Origin of the sequence: Salinispora vitiensis, assembly GCF_000378825.1 — a bacterium.
In the GTDB taxonomy this organism is placed as follows: domain Bacteria; phylum Actinomycetota; class Actinomycetes; order Mycobacteriales; family Micromonosporaceae; genus Micromonospora; species Micromonospora vitiensis.
In genome coordinates this window covers 491,281-509,313 of the sequence record NZ_KB900388.1, presented here as the reverse complement: position 1 = coordinate 509,313, position 18,033 = coordinate 491,281, and the positions used below count along the sequence as shown (strand labels likewise).

At 65.9% G+C, this 18,033-nt stretch carries 13 protein-coding genes, 3 rRNA genes and 1 pseudogene; 7 read left to right on the top strand and 10 right to left on the bottom strand.

What is annotated here, in order from left to right; all coding sequences use genetic code 11:
• Nucleotide 1: 1 nt before the first annotated feature.
• A complete protein-coding gene (locus tag SALPAC2_RS0102440) occupies nucleotides 2-628 on the bottom strand; it encodes a phasin family protein (protein WP_026184331.1) in 627 nt (208 codons plus the stop codon).
• 111 nt (nucleotides 629-739) lie between these two features.
• Between SALPAC2_RS0102440 and SALPAC2_RS0102435 the strand changes: the two genes are divergently transcribed.
• Nucleotides 740-1,087: an SCP2 sterol-binding domain-containing protein gene (locus SALPAC2_RS0102435; protein WP_018215037.1), complete on the top strand. Its 348-nt coding sequence runs from the start codon at nucleotides 740-742 to the stop codon at nucleotides 1,085-1,087.
• A 38-nt stretch (nucleotides 1,088-1,125) separates the two neighbouring features.
• Here the strand turns inward: SALPAC2_RS0102435 and SALPAC2_RS0102430 are convergent, their stop codons facing one another.
• Together SALPAC2_RS0102430 and SALPAC2_RS0102425 are read right to left on the bottom strand one after the other, a co-directional pair.
• Nucleotides 1,126-2,148, bottom strand: a complete 1,023-nt coding sequence (locus SALPAC2_RS0102430; RefSeq protein WP_018215036.1) for an HAD-IIA family hydrolase — start codon at nucleotides 2,146-2,148, stop codon at nucleotides 1,126-1,128.
• Nucleotides 2,145-3,002, bottom strand: a complete 858-nt coding sequence (locus tag SALPAC2_RS0102425) for a Replicase polyprotein 1ab (protein ID WP_026184330.1) — start codon at nucleotides 3,000-3,002, stop codon at nucleotides 2,145-2,147. The genes SALPAC2_RS0102430 and SALPAC2_RS0102425 overlap by 4 nt, the downstream gene beginning before the upstream one ends.
• On the opposite strand from SALPAC2_RS0102425, the gene SALPAC2_RS24295 reads away from it, so the two are divergent.
• Nucleotides 2,991-4,196, top strand: a complete 1,206-nt coding sequence (locus SALPAC2_RS24295; protein WP_223874884.1) for a hypothetical protein — start codon at nucleotides 2,991-2,993, stop codon at nucleotides 4,194-4,196. The two genes, SALPAC2_RS0102425 and SALPAC2_RS24295, sit on opposite strands and share 12 nt — an antisense overlap.
• Nucleotides 4,197-4,352: 156 nt before the next feature.
• On the opposite strand, the gene rrf is transcribed toward SALPAC2_RS24295, so the two are convergent.
• The 4 genes from rrf to tyrS all read right to left on the bottom strand — a co-directional run bounded on the left by rrf (nucleotide 4,353) and on the right by tyrS (nucleotide 11,507).
• Nucleotides 4,353-4,469, bottom strand: a 5S ribosomal RNA gene (gene rrf / locus SALPAC2_RS0102415).
• A gap of 84 nt (nucleotides 4,470-4,553) precedes the next feature.
• A 23S ribosomal RNA gene (locus SALPAC2_RS0102410) occupies nucleotides 4,554-7,660 on the bottom strand.
• 415 nt (nucleotides 7,661-8,075) lie between these two features.
• Nucleotides 8,076-9,591 (bottom strand): 16S ribosomal RNA (locus SALPAC2_RS0102400).
• Together the 16S, 23S and 5S rRNA genes form the textbook arrangement of a ribosomal RNA operon.
• 629 nt (nucleotides 9,592-10,220) lie before the next feature.
• Nucleotides 10,221-11,507 carry a tyrosine--tRNA ligase gene (tyrS, locus tag SALPAC2_RS0102395; protein ID WP_018215032.1) on the bottom strand — a complete coding sequence of 429 codons (1,287 nt, stop codon included), beginning with the start codon at nucleotides 11,505-11,507 and terminating at the stop codon, nucleotides 10,221-10,223.
• 57 nt (nucleotides 11,508-11,564) lie between these two features.
• On the opposite strand from tyrS, the gene SALPAC2_RS0102390 reads away from it, so the two are divergent.
• Entirely contained in the window at nucleotides 11,565-11,993 is a 429-nt protein-coding gene (locus SALPAC2_RS0102390) for a PaaI family thioesterase (RefSeq protein ID WP_188115868.1), read from the top strand.
• An 18-nt stretch (nucleotides 11,994-12,011) separates the two neighbouring features.
• Here the strand turns inward: SALPAC2_RS0102390 and SALPAC2_RS0102385 are convergent, their stop codons facing one another.
• Nucleotides 12,012-12,635: a hypothetical protein gene (locus SALPAC2_RS0102385; protein ID WP_018215030.1), complete on the bottom strand. Its 624-nt coding sequence runs from the start codon at nucleotides 12,633-12,635 to the stop codon at nucleotides 12,012-12,014.
• Nucleotides 12,636-12,653: 18 nt separating this feature from the next.
• Nucleotides 12,654-13,157: a GNAT family N-acetyltransferase gene (locus SALPAC2_RS0102380; RefSeq protein WP_018215029.1), complete on the bottom strand. Its 504-nt coding sequence runs from the start codon at nucleotides 13,155-13,157 to the stop codon at nucleotides 12,654-12,656.
• Between the two features lie 132 nt (nucleotides 13,158-13,289).
• On the opposite strand from SALPAC2_RS0102380, the gene SALPAC2_RS0102375 reads away from it, so the two are divergent.
• Nucleotides 13,290-14,174 carry a universal stress protein gene (locus tag SALPAC2_RS0102375; protein ID WP_018215028.1) on the top strand — a complete coding sequence of 295 codons (885 nt, stop codon included), beginning with the start codon at nucleotides 13,290-13,292 and terminating at the stop codon, nucleotides 14,172-14,174.
• A gap of 126 nt (nucleotides 14,175-14,300) precedes the next feature.
• Nucleotides 14,301-15,140, top strand: coding sequence for a universal stress protein (locus tag SALPAC2_RS0102370; RefSeq protein ID WP_018215027.1), 840 nt, complete (start codon nucleotides 14,301-14,303; stop codon nucleotides 15,138-15,140).
• A gap of 11 nt (nucleotides 15,141-15,151) precedes the next feature.
• Here SALPAC2_RS0102370 and SALPAC2_RS0102365 read toward each other — a convergent pair whose 3' ends face one another.
• Nucleotides 15,152-15,892 carry an ABC transporter permease gene (locus SALPAC2_RS0102365; protein ID WP_223874041.1) on the bottom strand — a complete coding sequence of 247 codons (741 nt, stop codon included), beginning with the start codon at nucleotides 15,890-15,892 and terminating at the stop codon, nucleotides 15,152-15,154.
• Between the two features lie 255 nt (nucleotides 15,893-16,147).
• On the opposite strand from SALPAC2_RS0102365, the pseudogene SALPAC2_RS24285 reads away from it, so the two are divergent.
• Nucleotides 16,148-17,349, top strand: a pseudogene (locus SALPAC2_RS24285) (sensor histidine kinase).
• Nucleotides 17,346-18,002, top strand: coding sequence for a response regulator transcription factor (locus SALPAC2_RS0102355; RefSeq protein ID WP_018215025.1), 657 nt, complete (start codon nucleotides 17,346-17,348; stop codon nucleotides 18,000-18,002). Before SALPAC2_RS24285 ends, SALPAC2_RS0102355 begins: the two are co-directional and overlap by 4 nt.
• Nucleotides 18,003-18,033 lie beyond the last annotated feature (31 nt).

Sequence of the window (18,033 nt, the reverse complement as noted above, 5' to 3'; positions counted from 1 at the left end):
CTCACTCCGGGCCGCCTGGCTGCTGCTTACCCGGCGCCTTCTTCGCGACCGTCCGCTTCTCGACCGCCTGCTTCGCGACCGTCCGCTTCGCGGCCGCCTGCTTCGCGACCGTTTTCTTCGCGAGTGTCTGCTTCGCCGGGCTGGTTGTGGTCACGGTTGTTCCGGGCGAAGGGTCCGCTGCCACGGTAGGCAGAGCAGTCAGCGGCGACACCGCCGGTTCCGCAGCACCACCCGACGCCATCGGATGGACTGCGTCCACGTCCGTCGGATGAACTGCGTCCACATCCGCCACAGCGTCGCTGTCGGCGAGCGTCGTCGCCGATCCGGTTGGTGCCTCCCGTAGCTGCCGCTCCAACTCGCGTACCCGCCGGGTCAGCTCGGTCACCTCGTCGGCGGTGGCGAGGCCGACAGCGCCGAGTGCCCGTTCGACCTCGAACCGGACCAGCTTGGCTAGCGCTTCCCGGTTGGCCGCGCTGGTGGAGACCAGTTCCTCGGCAAGCGCCTGAAGCTGGACCGCGGTAGCGCCGCCCGCGCCGACCACCCGCCGCGCCGTCTCCTGGGCCTTCCTCCGAGGTGCCTCCGTCAGGCCCATGGCCAACGCAAGGTAGGAACGCCACGCGTCCTGCATGCCTGAGTCCTTCCGCGAGAGGGGAGTGTGCGGTCCTCACGCTACCGGCGTGGCCAGGCCACCCGTGCGGTACGGTGCCGGAGAGTGGGTGTGGCGAGTCGTGGAGGCGATGTGGCTAGCGTTGACGAGTGCCGGCAGGCGTTGCGGGACCTCACCGCCCGGCTGAACGGCAACGCCGAGACGGTACGCGAGCACGTCGGCTTGGACCGGACGCTGGCCTGCCGCATCACCGACCTGAACGCCGCCTTCCACGGCCGCCTCACCGACGGCCAGCTGACCGACCTCACCGACGGTGACGATCCGAAGGCCAAGATCGCCCTGAGTACCACCAGCGAGGATCTCCTCGCCCTGGTCCGCGGGGAACTGGACATCACCCGCGCGGTGGCATCCAGACGGGTATCGGTCAAGGCCAGCCCGTTTGACCTGATTAAACTTCGCAAAATCCTCGGAGCGAGCTGAGCACGGCCCTAATCCCCGCGCCCCGATGCTGGAGCTGCTCAGCTGGACGACAGGTCGAACGTCGCCAGCGCCCGCTCAGCCGCCGAGGAGACCGCCCGCACCGGGGATGACCGCCCGGTGGACCAGGCCGCCGCGCAGAGCGCCGGCAGCGCGTCCAGCGGGCGTCCCGCACCAGACAGCTCCAGCCGGCCGTCACGAACCACCGCCGACCACCCATCGGCCTCCGCCGGACCCGACACCCGCACCACCGCGGCCGGCTCGAAGAGCCCCGCCAGGTCCACTGACACAAATGTCGGTCGATGCTCTGGTCCGGCAGCCAGCAACTCGGCCACGTCGCTAACCCCAGTCAGCACAAACAAGCTGTCCAGCCCCGCTCGGACCGCGCCCTCGATGTCGGTGTCCAGGCGGTCGCCGACGACCAGGGCACGCCCCCCGCTGGCCCGCCGGGAGGCAGCGACGAAAAGCTCCGGCGCCGGCTTACCCACGACCAGGTCTGGATCCCGACCGAGCGCGATCCGCACCGCGGCGACCAAGGCACCGTTGCCGGGTAGGGGACCCCGTTTGCTGGGCAGCGTGCGATCGGTGTTGGTAGCAACCCAGGTCGCCCCGCCCCGAATCGCCACCGTTGCCTCAGCCAGGTCGGCCCAGCCAACCTGCGGGCCGTACCCCTGAACCACCGCGACCGGATCCTCCTCGGCCCGCGCGACCGGGGTAAGCCCGGCAGCGCGGATCTCGGCACGCAGCGCCTCCGCCCCCACGACCAGGATCGGTGTCCCCGCCGGATACCGTTCGCGGAGCAACTGAGCGGTGGCCGCCGCAGAGGTCAGCACCTCCTCCGGGCGGGCGACGATGCCCATGCCGGTAAGCAGGTCGGCCACCTCACTGGACCGGCGAGAGGCGTTGTTCGTGGCGTACGCGACCGCCCGGTCTTCGGTATGCAGCTGGCGCACCGCCTCGATCGCCCCGGAGATCGGCTGGTCGACCAGGTAGATCACCCCGTCCAGGTCGAAGATGACCAGGGCGTACCCGTCAACCAGCCGCCTTCCGCCGGTCCGCGTCACTTCCCGGTACCCGCCTCATCGCCGTCAGCCGGGCTTTCCGGGTCGCCACCGGGCCGCTGCGTACTGGGACCGCTCGGGTCACCAGTACCGGCCTCCGAGGTGTCGTCGGCACTGCCGACCGACGCATCGTCCGAGGCGTCGTCAGCACCGTCACGGGCCCCGGCAGAGTCAGCGTCGGGCATATCCCCGTCAACGGATTCGGCATCCGGCTCTTCCGAACCCGTGCCGAGGCCACCCGGGCCAGCGGCGACGTCCTCGACGTCCTCCTCCTCGTCGCCTTCGATCATCACCCCGTCGAGCTCCAACAGGCGCTCAGCCGCGTCGGTCGCTCCGTCAGTGTCGACCTCCGCAGCACGGGAGAACCACTCTCGGGCCTCCTCACGCCGGCCAACCGCGAGCAACGCATCCGCGTAGGCGTACCGCAGCCGTACCGTCCACGGCTCCGCCGCCTCCCCGGTCAGTTCCGGCACCTGGAGCATCGCCACCGCAGCGTCCTTCTGGCCCAGGTCGCCCCGTGCGCCAGCCGCAACGATCAGCAGTTCCCCAGCGACCGCGCGGTCCAACTCCTTCCGGTCTGCCCCCCGGTACAGATCGACCGCACGCTCCGGGCGGCCGAGCGCCCGCTCGCAATCAGCGAGCACCGCGAGGTGACTCTGTAGGCCGGTCATCCGGTGGTACGTCCGCAGCTCGGCGACCGCCGTCTGCCATTCACCGGCGTGGTACGCGGCCAGGCCGACTGCCTCACGGACGGCAGCGATACGGGCGGCGAGCCGCCGGGCTGCGAGGGCATGCGCCAGCGCTTCAGCCGGGTCTTCGTCAATCAGCTGACCGACTGCAACCAGGTGCCGGGCCACCTTCTCGGCGGTCGGCTTGGCCAAGGCAAGCAGTTCGGCACGAACGTCTTTGTCCAGGTCGGTGGCGACAATCTCGTCAGGAAGCTCCGGTCCTACCGGGGCGTTAGGCTCAGACCGGCGTTCCGCACGACGGTCGCCACCGCGGTAGCCGCCCTCACGGCGGTCACCACCGCGGAAGCCATCCCGGTCACCACCGCGGTAGCCACCCTCACGACGCTCACCACCGCCGCGGTAGCCGCCCTCACGGCGCTCACCCTCTCGGTAGCCGCCCTCACGGCGCTCACCATCCCGGTAGCCGCCCTCACGGCGGTCACCACCGCGGAAGCCATCCCGGTCACCACCACGACGCTCACCATCGCGGTAGCCACCCTCACGGCGGTCACCACCGCGGAAGCCATCCCGGTCACCACCCCGGTAGCCACCCTCGCGGCGGTCACCACCACGACGCTCACCATCGCGGTAGCCACCCTCACGGCGGTCACCACCGCGGAAGCCATCCCGGTCACCACCGCGGTAACCACCCTCACGACGCTCGCCACCGCGGTAGCCGCCCTCACGGCGGTCACCACCGCGGTAGCCGCCCTCGCGGCGGTCGCCACCGCGGTAGCCGCCCTCACGGCGGTCACCACCGCGGAAGCCACCCTCGCGGCGGTCACCACCACGACGCTCACCATCGCGGTAGCCACCCTCACGGCGGTCACCACCGCGGAAGCCACCCTCACGACGCTCACCACCACGGAAGCCATCCCGGTCACCACCCCGGTAGCCACCCTCGCGGCGGTCACCACCACGACGCTCACCATCGCGGTAGCCACCCTCACGGCGGTCACCACCGCGGAAGCCATCCCGGTCACCACCGCGGTAGCCGCCCTCGCGGCGGTCGCCACCGCGGAAGCCATCCCGGTCACCACCGCGGAAGCCATCCCGGTCACCACCGCGGAAGCCACCCCGGTCACCACCGCGGAAGCCACCCTCGCGGCGGTCACCACCACGACGCTCACCATCGCGGTAGCCACCCTCACGGCGGTCACCACCGCGGAAGCCATCCCGGTAACCGCCCTCGCGGCGGTCACCACCGCGGTAACCACCCTCGCGGCGGTCACCACCACGACGCTCACCACCGCGGTAACCACGTTCGCCGCCACGCTCAGCGGCTCGGTCATCCCGGTAGGAGGGACGGCCGTCACGACGTGACGCGCCGTCACGACCAGCTGGTCGGTCTTCGTGTCGACGGGTGCGGTCGCCGCCGTGCGGTCCTGAGTTCACAGGTTCATCCTCCCTGATTAGGCCGGTGGTGGCGGCACGCAGTGAGGGCCGACCCGGGTAGGGTCGGCCCTCAACTGAAGTTTTGCCCGGCGGTGTCCTACTCTCCCACACCCTCCCGAGTGCAGTACCATCGGCGCTGGAGGGCTTAGCTTCCGGGTTCGGAATGTAACCGGGCGTTTCCCCTCCGCCATGACCGCCGTAACACTTATCGACATATCAAACACACCCAACACCACAGGCAATGTTTGTTTGCCAAGAGTTACACAGTGGACGCGTAGCAACTTAGTAGTCAAGTCCTCGGCCTATTAGTACCGGTCAACTGAACCCGTTACCGAGCTTACATTTCCGGCCTATCAACCCAGTCGTCTAGCTGGGGGCCTTACCCCACCAAAGGTGGATGGGATACCTCATCTTGAAGCAGGCTTCCCGCTTAGATGCTTTCAGCGGTTATCCCTTCCGAACGTAGCTAACCAGCCGTGCCCCTGGCGGGACAACTGGCACACCAGAGGTTCGTCCGTCCCGGTCCTCTCGTACTAGGGACAGCCCTTCTCAAGTATCCTACGCGCACGGCGGATAGGGACCGAACTGTCTCACGACGTTCTAAACCCAGCTCGCGTACCGCTTTAATGGGCGAACAGCCCAACCCTTGGGACCTGCTACAGCCCCAGGATGCGACGAGCCGACATCGAGGTGCCAAACCATCCCGTCGATATGGACTCTTGGGGAAGATCAGCCTGTTATCCCCGGGGTACCTTTTATCCGTTGAGCGACACCGCTTCCATTCGCCAGTGCCGGATCACTAGTCCCGACTTTCGTCCCTGCTCGACCCGTCAGTCTCACAGTCAAGCTCCCTTGTGCACTTACACTCAACACCTGATTGCCAACCAGGCTGAGGGAACCTTTGGGCGCCTCCGTTACCCTTTAGGAGGCAACCGCCCCAGTTAAACTACCCACCAGACACTGTCCCTGAACCGGATAACGGTCCGAAGTTAGATACCCAAACCAACCAGAGTGGTATTTCAAGATTGCCTCCACATGCACTGGCGTGCACACTTCACCGGCTCCCACCTATCCTACACAAGCTAATTCGGATACCAATGTCAAGCTATAGTAAAGGTCCCGGGGTCTTTCCGTCCTGCCGCGCGTAACGAGCATCTTTACTCGTAATGCAATTTCGCCGGGCCTGTGGTTGAGACAGTGGGGAAGTCGTTACGCCATTCGTGCAGGTCGGAACTTACCCGACAAGGAATTTCGCTACCTTAGGATGGTTATAGTTACCACCGCCGTTTACTGGCGCTTAAGTTCTCCGCTTCGCCCCGAAAGACTAACAGGTCCCCTTAACGTTCCAGCACCGGGCAGGCGTCAGTCCATATACATCGAATTACTTCTTCGCATGGACCTGTGTTTTTAGTAAACAGTCGCTTCCCCCTGCTCTCTGCGGCCATACAACGCTCCAGCAGCACGTGCCTTCACGTCTCCGGCCCCCCTTCTCCCAAAGTTACGGGGGCAATTTGCCGAGTTCCTTAACCACAGTTCACCCGATCGCCTTGGTATTCTCTACCTGACCACCTGTGTCGGTTTAGGGTACGGGCCGCTCGGAACTCGCTAGAGGCTTTTCTCGACAGCATAGGATCACTGACTTCACCTGAATCGGCTCGGCATCACGTCTCAGCCACACGCGCCGCGGATTTACCTACGACACAGCCTACACGCTTACCCCGGCACAACCACCGGCCGGGCTCAGCTACCTTCCTGCGTCACCCCATCGCTTGACTACTACCCGCCAGGTTCCCACGCTCCCCCAGCACAGTCCGAAGACCACACCAAGCTCGGATGGTTAGCACAACGAGGTTCATCAGGGACGCTCCTTCGCGGGTACGGGAATATCAACCCGTTATCCATCGACTACGCCTCTCGGCCTCGCCTTAGGCCCCGACTCACCCAGGGCGGATTAACCTGGCCCTGGAACCCTTGGTCATCCGGCGGAAGGGTTTCTCACCCTTCATTCGCTACTCATGCCTGCATTCTCACTCGCACCGCGTCCACAACTCGATCACTCGGCTGCTTCACCCCCGGCACGACGCTCCCCTACCCATCCACACACCTACACACAACCCAAAGGCCATGCGAAGTACACGCGTGAATGCCACAGCTTCGGCGGTGTGCTTGAGCCCCGCTACATTGTCGGCGCGGAACCACTTGACCAGTGAGCTATTACGCACTCTTTCAAGGATGGCTGCTTCTAAGCCAACCTCCTGGTTGTCTATGCGACCCCACATCCTTTTCCACTTAGCACACGCTTAGGGGCCTTAGCTGGTGATCTGGGCTGTTTCCCTCTCGACTACGAAGCTTATCCCCCGCAGTCTCACTGCCGCGCTCTCACTTACCGGCATTCGGAGTTTGGCTGATTTCGGTAAGCTTGTAGGCCCCCTAGACCATCCAGTGCTCTACCTCCGGCAAGAAACACACGACGCTGCACCTAAATGCATTTCGGGGAGAACCAGCTATCACGGAGTTTGATTGGCCTTTCACCCCTAACCACAGGTCATCCCCCAACTTTTCAACGTTGGTGGGTTCGGCCCTCCACGCAGTCTTACCCACGCTTCAGCCTGCCCATGGCTAGATCACTCCGCTTCGGGTCTAGGACACGCGACTCTAACGCCCTATTCAGACTCGCTTTCGCTACGGCTCCCCCACCCGGGTTAACCTCGCCACATGCCACTAACTCGCAGGCTCATTCTTCAAAAGGCACGCCGTCACCCCTAAAGGCTCCGACGGATTGTAGGCGAACGGTTTCAGGTACTATTTCACTCCCCTCCCGGGGTACTTTTCACCATTCCCTCACGGTACTATCCGCTATCGGTCACCAGGAAGTATTTAGGCTTACCAGATGGTCCTGGCAGATTCACGGCAGATTACAGGAGTCCGCCGCTACTCGGGAACACCCACAGGAGACTGGCAGTTTTCACCTACCGGACTTTCACCGTCTACGGTCAGCCATTCCAGACTGTTCAACTAACCACCAGCTTTATAACTCCCCACACGAGTGTCAGCCCGTGCCGCAGGGTCCCACAACCCCAACCACGCAACCCCTGACAGGTATCACACGCAGCCGGTTTAGCCTCAATCCGCTTTCGCTCGCCACTACTCACGGAATCACAATTGTTTTCTCTTCCTACGGGTACTGAGATGTTTCACTTCCCCGCGTTCCCCCCATACACCCTATGAGTTCAGGTGCAGGTGACATCACATGACTGATGCCGGGTTTCCCCATTCGGACATCCTGGGATCACAGCTCGGTTGACAACTCCCCCAGGCCTATCGCGGCCTCCCACGTCCTTCATCGGCTCCTGGTGCCAAGGCATCCACCGTTCGCCCTTGACAACTTGACCACAAAGATGCTCGCGTCCACTGTGTAATTCTCAACAAACAACCAACCCGCAACCACCACCCCGCACCAGCAACACCAACCCCACCCCCAAAAGAGGCAAAACCAGCATCCGGTATACGAGACAAGCCACGCCAGGCAACACCGCCACCCCCGCAACACCACCAAACGGCAACATCACAGGAACAACGGCCCAAGAAACAACCACACGGTCATTCCTTCAGGACCCAACAGGGTGTCCAACGCCAACCCCAGCCGCATCATCAACCCCTTCCAACCACCCCCCGAAGAGAGCGTGTACAAGAGCATCAAACCGCTGCCAAAACTGACTAGCCAGTGTCTCCGACCAATGAGCACCCCATCACCCAACACAGGCAACCGAGGCTCCATACCGCCCTTCGACGGATGGCGCTCCTTAGAAAGGAGGTGATCCAGCCGCACCTTCCGGTACGGCTACCTTGTTACGACTTCGTCCCAATCGCCAGCCCCACCTTCGACGGCTCCCCCCACAAGGGTTAGGCCACCGGCTTCGGGTGTTGCCGACTTTCGTGACGTGACGGGCGGTGTGTACAAGGCCCGGGAACGTATTCACCGCAGCGTTGCTGATCTGCGATTACTAGCGACTCCGACTTCACGGGGTCGAGTTGCAGACCCCGATCCGAACTGAGACCGGCTTTTTGGGATTCGCTCCACCTCACGGTATCGCAGCCCATTGTACCGGCCATTGTAGCATGCGTGAAGCCCTGGACATAAGGGGCATGATGACTTGACGTCATCCCCACCTTCCTCCGAGTTGACCCCGGCAGTCTTCGATGAGTCCCCGCCATAACGCGCTGGCAACATCGAACAAGGGTTGCGCTCGTTGCGGGACTTAACCCAACATCTCACGACACGAGCTGACGACAGCCATGCACCACCTGTCACCGGCCCCGAAGGACCCCCCATCTCTGAAGGATTTCCGGCGATGTCAAACCCAGGTAAGGTTCTTCGCGTTGCATCGAATTAATCCGCATGCTCCGCCGCTTGTGCGGGCCCCCGTCAATTCCTTTGAGTTTTAGCCTTGCGGCCGTACTCCCCAGGCGGGGCGCTTAATGCGTTAGCTGCGGCACAGAGAACCGGAGAGGCCCCCCACACCTAGCGCCCAACGTTTACAGCGTGGACTACCAGGGTATCTAATCCTGTTCGCTCCCCACGCTTTCGCTCCTCAGCGTCAGTATCGGCCCAGAGACCCGCCTTCGCCACCGGTGTTCCTCCTGATATCTGCGCATTTCACCGCTACACCAGGAATTCCAGTCTCCCCTACCGAACTCTAGCCTGCCCGTATCGACTGCAAGCCCGCAGTTGAGCCACGGGTTTTCACAGTCGACGCGACAAGCCGCCTACGAGCTCTTTACGCCCAATAAATCCGGACAACGCTCGCGCCCTACGTCTTACCGCGGCTGCTGGCACGTAGTTGGCCGGCGCTTCTTCTGCAGGTACCGTCACAAACGCTTCGTCCCTGCTGAAAGAGGTTTACAACCCGAAGGCCGTCATCCCTCACGCGGCGTCGCTGCATCAGGCTTCCGCCCATTGTGCAAGATTCCCCACTGCTGCCTCCCGTAGGAGTCTGGGCCGTGTCTCAGTCCCAGTGTGGCCGGTCGCCCTCTCAGGCCGGCTACCCGTCGCCGCCTTGGTAGGCCATTACCCCACCAACAAGCTGATAGGCCGCGAGTCCATCCCAAGCCGAAAAATCTTTCCACCAACCACCATGCGGCAGCCAGTAATATCCGGTATTAGCCCCGGTTTCCCGGGGTTATCCCAAAGCCTGGGGCAGGTTACTCACGTGTTACTCACCCGTTCGCCGCTCGAGTACCCCGAAGGGCCTTTCCGCTCGACTTGCATGTGTTAAGCACGCCGCCAGCGTTCGTCCTGAGCCAGGATCAAACTCTCCAACAAAAACTTGAAGAAAATCCCAGCAACAAAAAACAATTTGCTGCCAAATTCAAGCCCAAGCCAACCCACCAAACAGCAGGCCAACCCAGACCAAAACGGCACTGGCTTTCCAAACACCCTGTTGAGTTCTCAAAGAACAACCACACACCATCAGAACCCCAAACCAGGGCCCCTCCGGAGGCAACCGCTCCAGCCTGTCACTCTCGCGTCAGGCACTTTTACTACGTTACCCGGTGGTTTCTGCCGTGTCAAACCGCTTTGTGGCGATCTGTCGACTTCGTCCACTTTTGGGCATCACAACGTCACCGACTGTCCGTCGCCTTCGTCGTGATTTCGGCAGACCGGCCGCTTGCGGTTTCCCGCTAGCGCGCCCGGCTCCTGCCGGCGGCTAACCTTACCCGGTCGGTTTCGCCTCACCAAATCCGCCTATCGGCGAGTCTGGGGCACCGCCCAAGCGAACAGTCCGGGCCGTGCGGCTCGGTCAGTCCGAAAGGTCGCTTCCAGCGCTCCGGCCACCCGGGGCGACCGCCCCGTTTTTGTCCGTTCCGCGCTGGCAGAGAGAAAGTTACGCGTCCGAGGGAGTTGCCGTCAAATCCGCCGGACGCGTCCCCGGTCACATCATCAGGATCTCGCTATTTTCGCAGCTCAACACCGGCGAAGGAACGCTTCCCCCGACGCAGGACCAGGTAGCGGCCGTGCAACAGGTCCGCCGGGGTGACGACCGCGTCCGTCGAGGACACCCGGTTGTTGTTCAGGTAGGCACCGCCCTCGGCGATCACCCGACGGGCCTCCTTGTTGCTTGGCACCAGACCAGACTCCTTGAGCAACCCGACCACGTCGGGCAGCTCGTCGAGGTGGACCAGGCCCGCCTCGGTCAGGGCGGCGCGCAGCGTCGCGGGGGCGAGTTCCGCCAGCGACCCCCGCCCGAATAACGCCTGGCTCGCGGCGACCACCTGGGCCATTTCCCGCTCGCCATGCACCAAGGTGGTCAGCTCCTCGGCGAGCGCCCGCTGGGCGACGCGAGCGGCGGGCCGCTCCGCGGCCTCCTTCTCCAGGGCCTCCAGCTCGGCCCGGGAACGGAAGCTGAAGTAGCGCAGGTAGCGGACGACGTCGCGATCATCAGCATTTACCCAGAACTGGTAGAACGCGTACGGACTGGTCAGCTCCGAGTCGAGCCAGACCGCCCCACCCTCGGTCTTGCCGAACTTCGTACCGTCCGACCGGGTGACCAACGGCGTGGTGAACGCCTCCACCGGCCCCGCGCCCCGGCGACGAATGAAGTCGACGCCGGCGGTGATGTTGCCCCACTGGTCGGAGCCGCCAAACTGCAGCTGACACCCGTGGCGTCGGTGCAGCTCGAAGAAGTCGTTGGCCTGGAGCAGCTGGTAGCTGAACTCGGTGAAGCTGACCCCGCTCTCCAATCGGGCCCGCACCACCTCGCGCGCCAGCATCCGGTTGACCGGGAAGTGCTTGCCGACGTCCCGCAGGAACTCCACCACCGACATCTCGCCGGTCCAGTCCAGGTTGTTGACCAGCTGTGCCGCGTTCGCACCCTGGTACGACACGAAGGGTGCCAGCTGGTCCCGAATCCGGGCCACCCAGCCGGCCACCACCTCGGGTGGGTTGAGAACCCGCTCGGCACTCTCCTTCGGGTCACCGATCTGCCCGGTCGCCCCGCCTACCAGCAGCAGCGGCCGGTGGCCGGCGAGTTGGAACCGCCGGGCGGTGACGACCTGCATGAGGTGACCGGCATGCAGGCTCGACGCGGTCGGATCGAAGCCCACATAGAAAGCCGCTCCCGGGCCGTCGAGCAACGCGCGCAGCTCGTCGAGGCCGGTGGAGTCCTGGATCAGGCCACGCCACCGAAGATCGTCGAAGAGTGTTTCCCGCTCTGCCGGCGGGGGGCTGGTGTCGGTCACAGTCCCCGATTCTCCCGCATGACCAGCCGGCACCACTACCGGGATTACCAGCCGGCTATGCTGGCCGCCCCTGCAACGACGAAGGGCTATGCCGTGGACGAGCCAGATCTGACCGGCGGCTTCGTGGGCCTGTTGGGATTGAACTACGAAGAGGTCAGCGCCGACCGGGTGATCCTCCGCTGGCAGGTCCGCCCCGAGCTACACCAGCCGTACGGCATCCAGCACGGCGGCGTCTACTGCTCGGTGGTCGAGACGGCGGCGAGCATCGGCGGGGCCACCTGGCTGGGCGACCGAGGGCAGGTCGTCGGCGTGTCGAACCAGACCGATTTTCTGCGGGCGGTCCGGTCGGGTGAGCTGACCGCCGTCGGCACCCCGGTCCACCGCGGCCGTAGTCAGCAGCTGTGGCAGGTGGAGATCACCGATGACGGGGACCGGCTGGTGGCACGCGGCCAGGTTCGGCTGCAGAACCTGACGGCGACCGGATAGCCACCACCGGTGGCCCCGCTATGCGGCGGCGGGGAGGTCCAGCACGTACGCGTCGCCCTGTCGGCGGAAGCCGAGCCGGTGATAGTAGGGGGCGACCATGCCGGGCGGGGTGACGACCTGCCGAAACCCCTTGTCGGTGAAGAGGCGGCTGCGCCGGTACACGAACTCGCCCGGGGTGAAGTCCCGGAACCGCTGGGTGACATAGTCGAGGTCGACCTGGGCCACCCCGCCCGGCTCCGCGTGCGCCAGCACCACCCCGACCACCTCGTCGGCCTTGACGACCAGGAACGCGGACCGCTGCTCGCTTCGGTGCCAGGTGAAGCCGGGGTTGAACCGGGCGATGTCGGCGGCGTGCACCCGCAGCGTGTGGGCCAGGAACTGGTCGTCGACGCCCACCTCAACCACCTGGTAGGTCGCGGCGTCGTGGCGGGTCGTCAGCATGCCACGCAGGTGCCACACATTGATGGCGGCCAGCACGACGTTCAAGCCAACCATCGGCCACACCGGGACCGCCGCGTTGTAGCCGATCAACACGACGCACCCGACCAGGTTCAGGGCGCGCAGCCGGAGGACAGCGGTCTGCAGCAGTGACCAGACCAGCACCGCTGATCCGGTCCAGCCGATCAGTTCCAGCCAGTTCACCTCGGAGAGAGTAGTACCTCAGCTCCGCGCGGCTGCCGGGGCCGGGCCGGCGAGCTCCAGAACCCACTCCTGGACCTCGACGCCCCGCCCTGGGGCGTACCCCTGATCCTCGCCGGTGACGACGAAGCCGCACTTGCGTAGCACGGCGAGGGAGGCGCGGTTGTCCTTGGCCACGCGGGCGTGCACGGGCCGGCGCGGCAGCTCACCCAGGAGGACGACGAGCGCACCGGTCGCGTACCCCCGGCCCCAGCGACCTGGATCGATCCAGTAGCTGACCTCGGTGCGTCCGTCGGCGGGGAAGGCGTTCACATGGCCTACCACCTCATCGCCGACCACCACCGTCCGCGACACCACCGTCGGGTCGGCGCGGATCCGCGCCCAGTGCGCCTCGAACGCGGTGCGGTCGGCCGGGTCGGCCGGGCCGAAAGCCGCCATCCAGTTGGCCTCGGCGTCCTGCTGGTGGGCGAAGAAAAACGGAAGATCACTATCGAGTACGGGACGCAGGCGCAGATCGGTGGGCATCGCGCGATGGTAGCTCCGTTCGAGGCTGCCGCGGCGGGGGACCAATGGCCCCCGGCTTGGGCCGACCGACCCTGATTGGGCGATTACCGGACCGGCAGGCTGAGGGTGAGCCAGCCGAAGGAGGCAGACATCATGACGAGAAACGCCGGAGCCCCGGTCGTGGTGGGTGTGGACGGTTCCGCCGCCGCGCTGGACGCCGTCCGGGTAGCGGCGCGCGAGGCGGAGTCGCGGCAGCGCCCGCTCCGGGTGGTGCACGCCTTCATCTGGCCGTTGACCGGCACCCCGTTGACCCCGGTTCCCGGTGCCCCGGTCACCGCCGGGCTGCGCAACCAGGCCGAACAGTACGTACGGGAAGCGGTGGAACAGGCCCGCAAGATCTCCCCCGAGCTGCGGATCACTGGCGTCGTGGTGGACGGTGCACCGACCCCGGTGCTGGTCGAGGAGGCGCGGGAGGCGGTGCTGACGGTGCTCGGCCACCGGGGTCTGGGCGGCTTCGCCGGGCTGCTACTCGGCTCGGTCACCGTGCAGGTCGCTGCCCGGGCGAAGGGCCCGGTGCTGGTCGTCCGCGGCGAGCCGCGGGCGGACGGCCCGGTCGTGGTGGGTGTGGACGGTTCGCCGCTGTCCACCGCGGCAGTCGCCTTCGCGTTCGAGGAAGCGACCCGCCGGGACGCTCCGCTGCTCGCCCTGCACGCCTGGCTCTTCCCCACCCCGGTCGGACCGGGGGACGTCCTGCCCCTGGTCTACGACCTGGACGCCGTCGAGGGCGAGGAGGAGCGGGCCCTCGCCGAGTCGCTCGCCGGCTTCGCCGAACTGTATCCGCAGGTCCAGGTGCGGCACCGGGTCGTACGTGGCTCGCCGGCCCGGATGCTGGTGGAGGCGTCGAGGGGCGCGCAGCTGGTGGTTGTCGGCGCACACGGGCGCGGTGCCCTCGGCGGGCTGCTGCTCGGCTCGGTCAGCCACGCCGTCCTGCACCACGGGCACAGCCCACTGGCCATCGTCCGGCACCCCGCCGGATAACCGCACCGGCGCGAGCGGCTACGCACCGGTGGACCACGCCCGGACAGCCGCCGCTGACGTCGTTGCCGGTAACCGGGTCAGCCACGTCGGCCCGGGGGACAATAGGTCCGATCGAGCCTGAAAGAGGTGCTGATGAACCGAGCCGTGGTGGTAGGGGTGGATGGCTCGCCGCCGAGCCTGGTGGCGGCGGAGCACGCCGCCCGCACCGCGGTGCGGCGGTCGCGACCGTTGTATCTGGTGCACGGCTACCTGCACCCGTCCGGGTACGGGGTTCCCATCAACCCGTACGAGTTCGGGGTTCCGGCCCCGAACGACGAAGCGCAGTCGATGCTGGACCGGGCCGCGACCGAACTGGCCGACCGCTGGCCGACGCTGACCATCCACGCGCGGCAGGTCGCCGGCGGGCCGGGAGCCACGCTGATTGAGGAGTCCCGCCGGGCGGAACTGGTCGTGGTGGGCAGCAGGGGGCACGGCGGCTTCGTCGGGCTGCTGCTCGGCGCGGTCGGTTCGCAGGTCGCGGCGCACGCGCACTGCCCGGTGCTGGTGGTCCGGCCCACCGAGAAGCCCATCGGGGCGGGCGGACCGGTGCTGGTCGCGGTGGACGGTTCGGAGTCGGCGGAGGTGGCGGTCGGGCAGTCCGCCGACGAGGCCACCCGGCAGCAGACCGAGCTGGTGCTGGTGCACGTGCACACCGCCGGTGCGAGCGATGCCACGAAGGTGCTGGACACCGCGGTGGCGTCGGTGCGCGGCAGCCATCCGGGGCTGACCGTGACCGCCCGGCAGCTACGGGCAGAGAAGCCGGACCAGGCGCTGATTGACGCAAGCCGGGACGCTGCCCTGATCGTCGTCGGGAGCCGAGGGCGAGGCGGATTCACCGGGATGGTGCTCGGCTCGGTCAGCCAGTCCCTGGTGCAGCACGCCCACTGCCCGGTGCTCGTGGCGCACGCGTACGGTCGAGGACGCTGACCGGTCCGGGCTCAGTGGTCCCGGCGCTGTGCGACAACCACCGTGAGGATGGTGGCGAGAGCCGCCCAGACGGCGTAGACCGTCCATGCGCCGGATGTCGTCCACGGATACGGTCGGCTTCCGAACTCGATATCGGCGATGCGCACCCACGCGCGGTAGGGCGTCAGGTGGCCGAGCACGGCCGTGGCGTAGAGCCGTTCGCTGAGGGCGAGCGGCAGGAGCATGAAGGCACCTACGAAGGTGGTCAGCGTCCCGATACTGTGCCGCACCAGGACACCAATGACCATGGCGACCAGCGCGGTCAGCGGCGCCATCAGCACCGAGGCGAGCAGCCGTTCCGGTACACCCGGGTCGGTGATCGACAGACCCACGCCCTTGCCGTCGAGGATCGCCTGGGTGACGAAGAAGGAGCCACCGACGACCACCAGGCCGTAGCTCAGCGACACCGTGGCGACGACCGCCAACTTCGCCGCCATCACCCCGTGCCGCGCCGGCACCGCGACGAAGGTAGCGCGGATCAACCCGGTGCTGTACTCGCTGACCACGACGTTCGCGGCGATGATGCCGACGGACAGCATGAGAACCATGCAGGAGACCCCGGTGAAGGCGTCGAACATCGCGTATCTGCTGAAATCCGCGCGAGCGGCGGCTGAGAAGTTTTCCAGATTCACCAAGTCGCCGTACGCCGAATAACAGTTGAACCCAAGAATCGCGAAGGCACTCACCAGCAGCGTCCAGGCAGTCGAACGCAAAGACCAGAGTTTAATCCATTCCGAAGCGAGAAGATCGCGGAAGCTTACCCGAGCCCTCAGGAACGCCTCCTCCGGGGAGGTCGGCCGAGGACTGAGCTCGTGTACTGGTTTCATTTCGATCACGGAAACCATCGTCCTGATAGGCGTGCCCCGGCGCGTCCCGCCAACGCTGACACTTTGCGGCCCTCAGGTCATCCTCAGTCGTACAACCGTGGTCGGATGCGTCCGGACGATCCGCCCGACTAGATTCGAGCCGTGCACGCGGCGCGGAGTCTCCTCCCCACCCGGTTCCGTTCCGACGAGCTCGGATCGTCCTGGCTCAGCAGCCTCCTGATCTTTACCAGCTGGTTGGTGACGGTCTACCCATGGATCTGGTTCCTGACCGAACCGCCCGATCAGCGCTGGTCGCGGCTCTTCGCACCGGACGTTCTCTCCCCCACCACAAGCCAGGGGATTCTGCTGGTGGCTGCAGCGGCCGCGCTGGTCGGAGGCATCCGGTTGCGACAGACGCCCCTGCCCGCCTTCACGCTCCTGCTCGCGAGCGTTGCGATACCCACCCTGGTGTGGCGGCAGCCGGAGATCGGGTCGCCGCAGATCCTTCCGATCGACATCGCTCTGGTGGTCCTCACGCTCCACCACCGACGTCGGGTGGCACTGACCGCGGCCGGCCTGGCCCTGCTCCTCCTCGCCACCTATCTGACGGCTCGTTTGATGCTCGGCGGCGAGGGCGGCATCCCATCGGAGCCCGGCATGGCTCTCTCCGTTTGCACGGCCGTCCTGCTCGGCACGGTGATCCGCCAAGCACGAACGCAGGCCGCTGTCGCACGCGAACGGGCGACCGCCGAGGCGATCAGCGCCGAACGGCTTCGGATCGCCCGCGACCTGCACGACATGGTGGCGCACAGCCTGGGGGTTATCGCGCTGCAGGCAGGCGCAGCGGGCCGCGTCATGCGAACGCAACCAGAAGCGGCCCAAGAAGCAGTCGGCAGCATCGAGAAGGTCGGTCAGGAGACTCTCGCGGGCCTGCGGCGGGTCCTCTCCTCCCTGCGCGACACCGACCCTGACACCCAGAGCTCCCCTCGCTCTCCACCCTCGACCGGCTCATCTCCAGCACCCGGGCAGCGGGCATCGACATCGAACTGCGGCAACAGGGCGAGCCCCAGACGCTGCCGATGGAGGTCGACGCCGCCGCCTACCGCATCGTCCAGGAGGCCGTCGCCAACGTGATTCGCCATGCCGACACCGATGTTTGCCGAATCCTGATCAGTTTCCGCAAGGCGGAGTTGTTCGTCGAGGTAGTCGACGATGGCTCCGGTCGCAGTCAACAGCCCGGGAGCGGATTAGGGTTGGTCGGCATGCGGGAGCGAGTCGAGATACTGCACGGCAGGATAACCACCGGTCCACGCCCGGAGGGCGGCTTCCGGGTGGCAGCCCACCTCCCGCTCCCGGTCGCATGACAATCAGGGTTCTGGTCGTTGACGACCAGCCGCTCGTCCGGTCGGCGTTGCGCATGTTCATCGCGGAAGCTGACGACATGGCGATCGCCGGCGAGGCCGATACGGGGGAGGAAGCGGTCCGGCTCACCCGCGAGCTGAGACCGGACGTCGTCCTGATGGATCTACGGATGCCCGGGATGGGAGGCGTCGAAGCCACGGTTCAGATCGCCAGACTGGCCCCCGAGACGCAGGTACTTGTTCTGACCACCTTCGATGAGGACGATCACGTGTTCGGGGCGTTGCGGGCGGGTGCCGCCGGATTCCTGGTCAAGGACATGCCTCTGGAGGGCATCCTCGATGCCGTCCGCACGGTCGCACATGGCGACGGCCAAATCGCTCCCAGTGTCACCCGCCGCCTGATCAAGCACTTCGTCGACACCCATGCCGCGCCCGCGGCCACCCGCCGGCAGCTCCCCCGGCTCACCGACCGGGAACGGGAGGTACTCACGCTGGTGGGACGAGGGTGGTCAAACTCCGAAATCGCCGACGAGCTTGTGCTGAGCCTGGCAACCGTCAAGACCTACGTCACCCGCCTGCTCAGCAAGCTGGCCGCCAGAGATCGGGTCCAACTGGTCATTGCCGCCTACGAGGCCGGCTTGGTCACCGTGGCTTGACCAGAGTCCTCGACAATTCCGTTTAGTGAAT

Bases quoted from the DNA above. Each gene is read 5' to 3' on its own strand.
- SALPAC2_RS0102390 (WP_188115868.1), top strand. From the start codon at position 11,565: ATGCTGGCCGCCCCTGCAACGACGAAGGGCTATGCCGTGGACGAGCCA.
- SALPAC2_RS0102440 (WP_026184331.1), bottom strand. From the start codon at position 628: ATGCAGGACGCGTGGCGTTCCTACCTTGCGTTGGCCATGGGCCTGACG.
- SALPAC2_RS0102380 (WP_018215029.1), bottom strand. From the start codon at position 13,157: ATGCCCACCGATCTGCGCCTGCGTCCCGTACTCGATAGTGATCTTCCG.
- SALPAC2_RS0102375 (WP_018215028.1), top strand. From the start codon at position 13,290: ATGACGAGAAACGCCGGAGCCCCGGTCGTGGTGGGTGTGGACGGTTCC.
- SALPAC2_RS0102355 (WP_018215025.1), top strand. From the start codon at position 17,346: ATGACAATCAGGGTTCTGGTCGTTGACGACCAGCCGCTCGTCCGGTCG.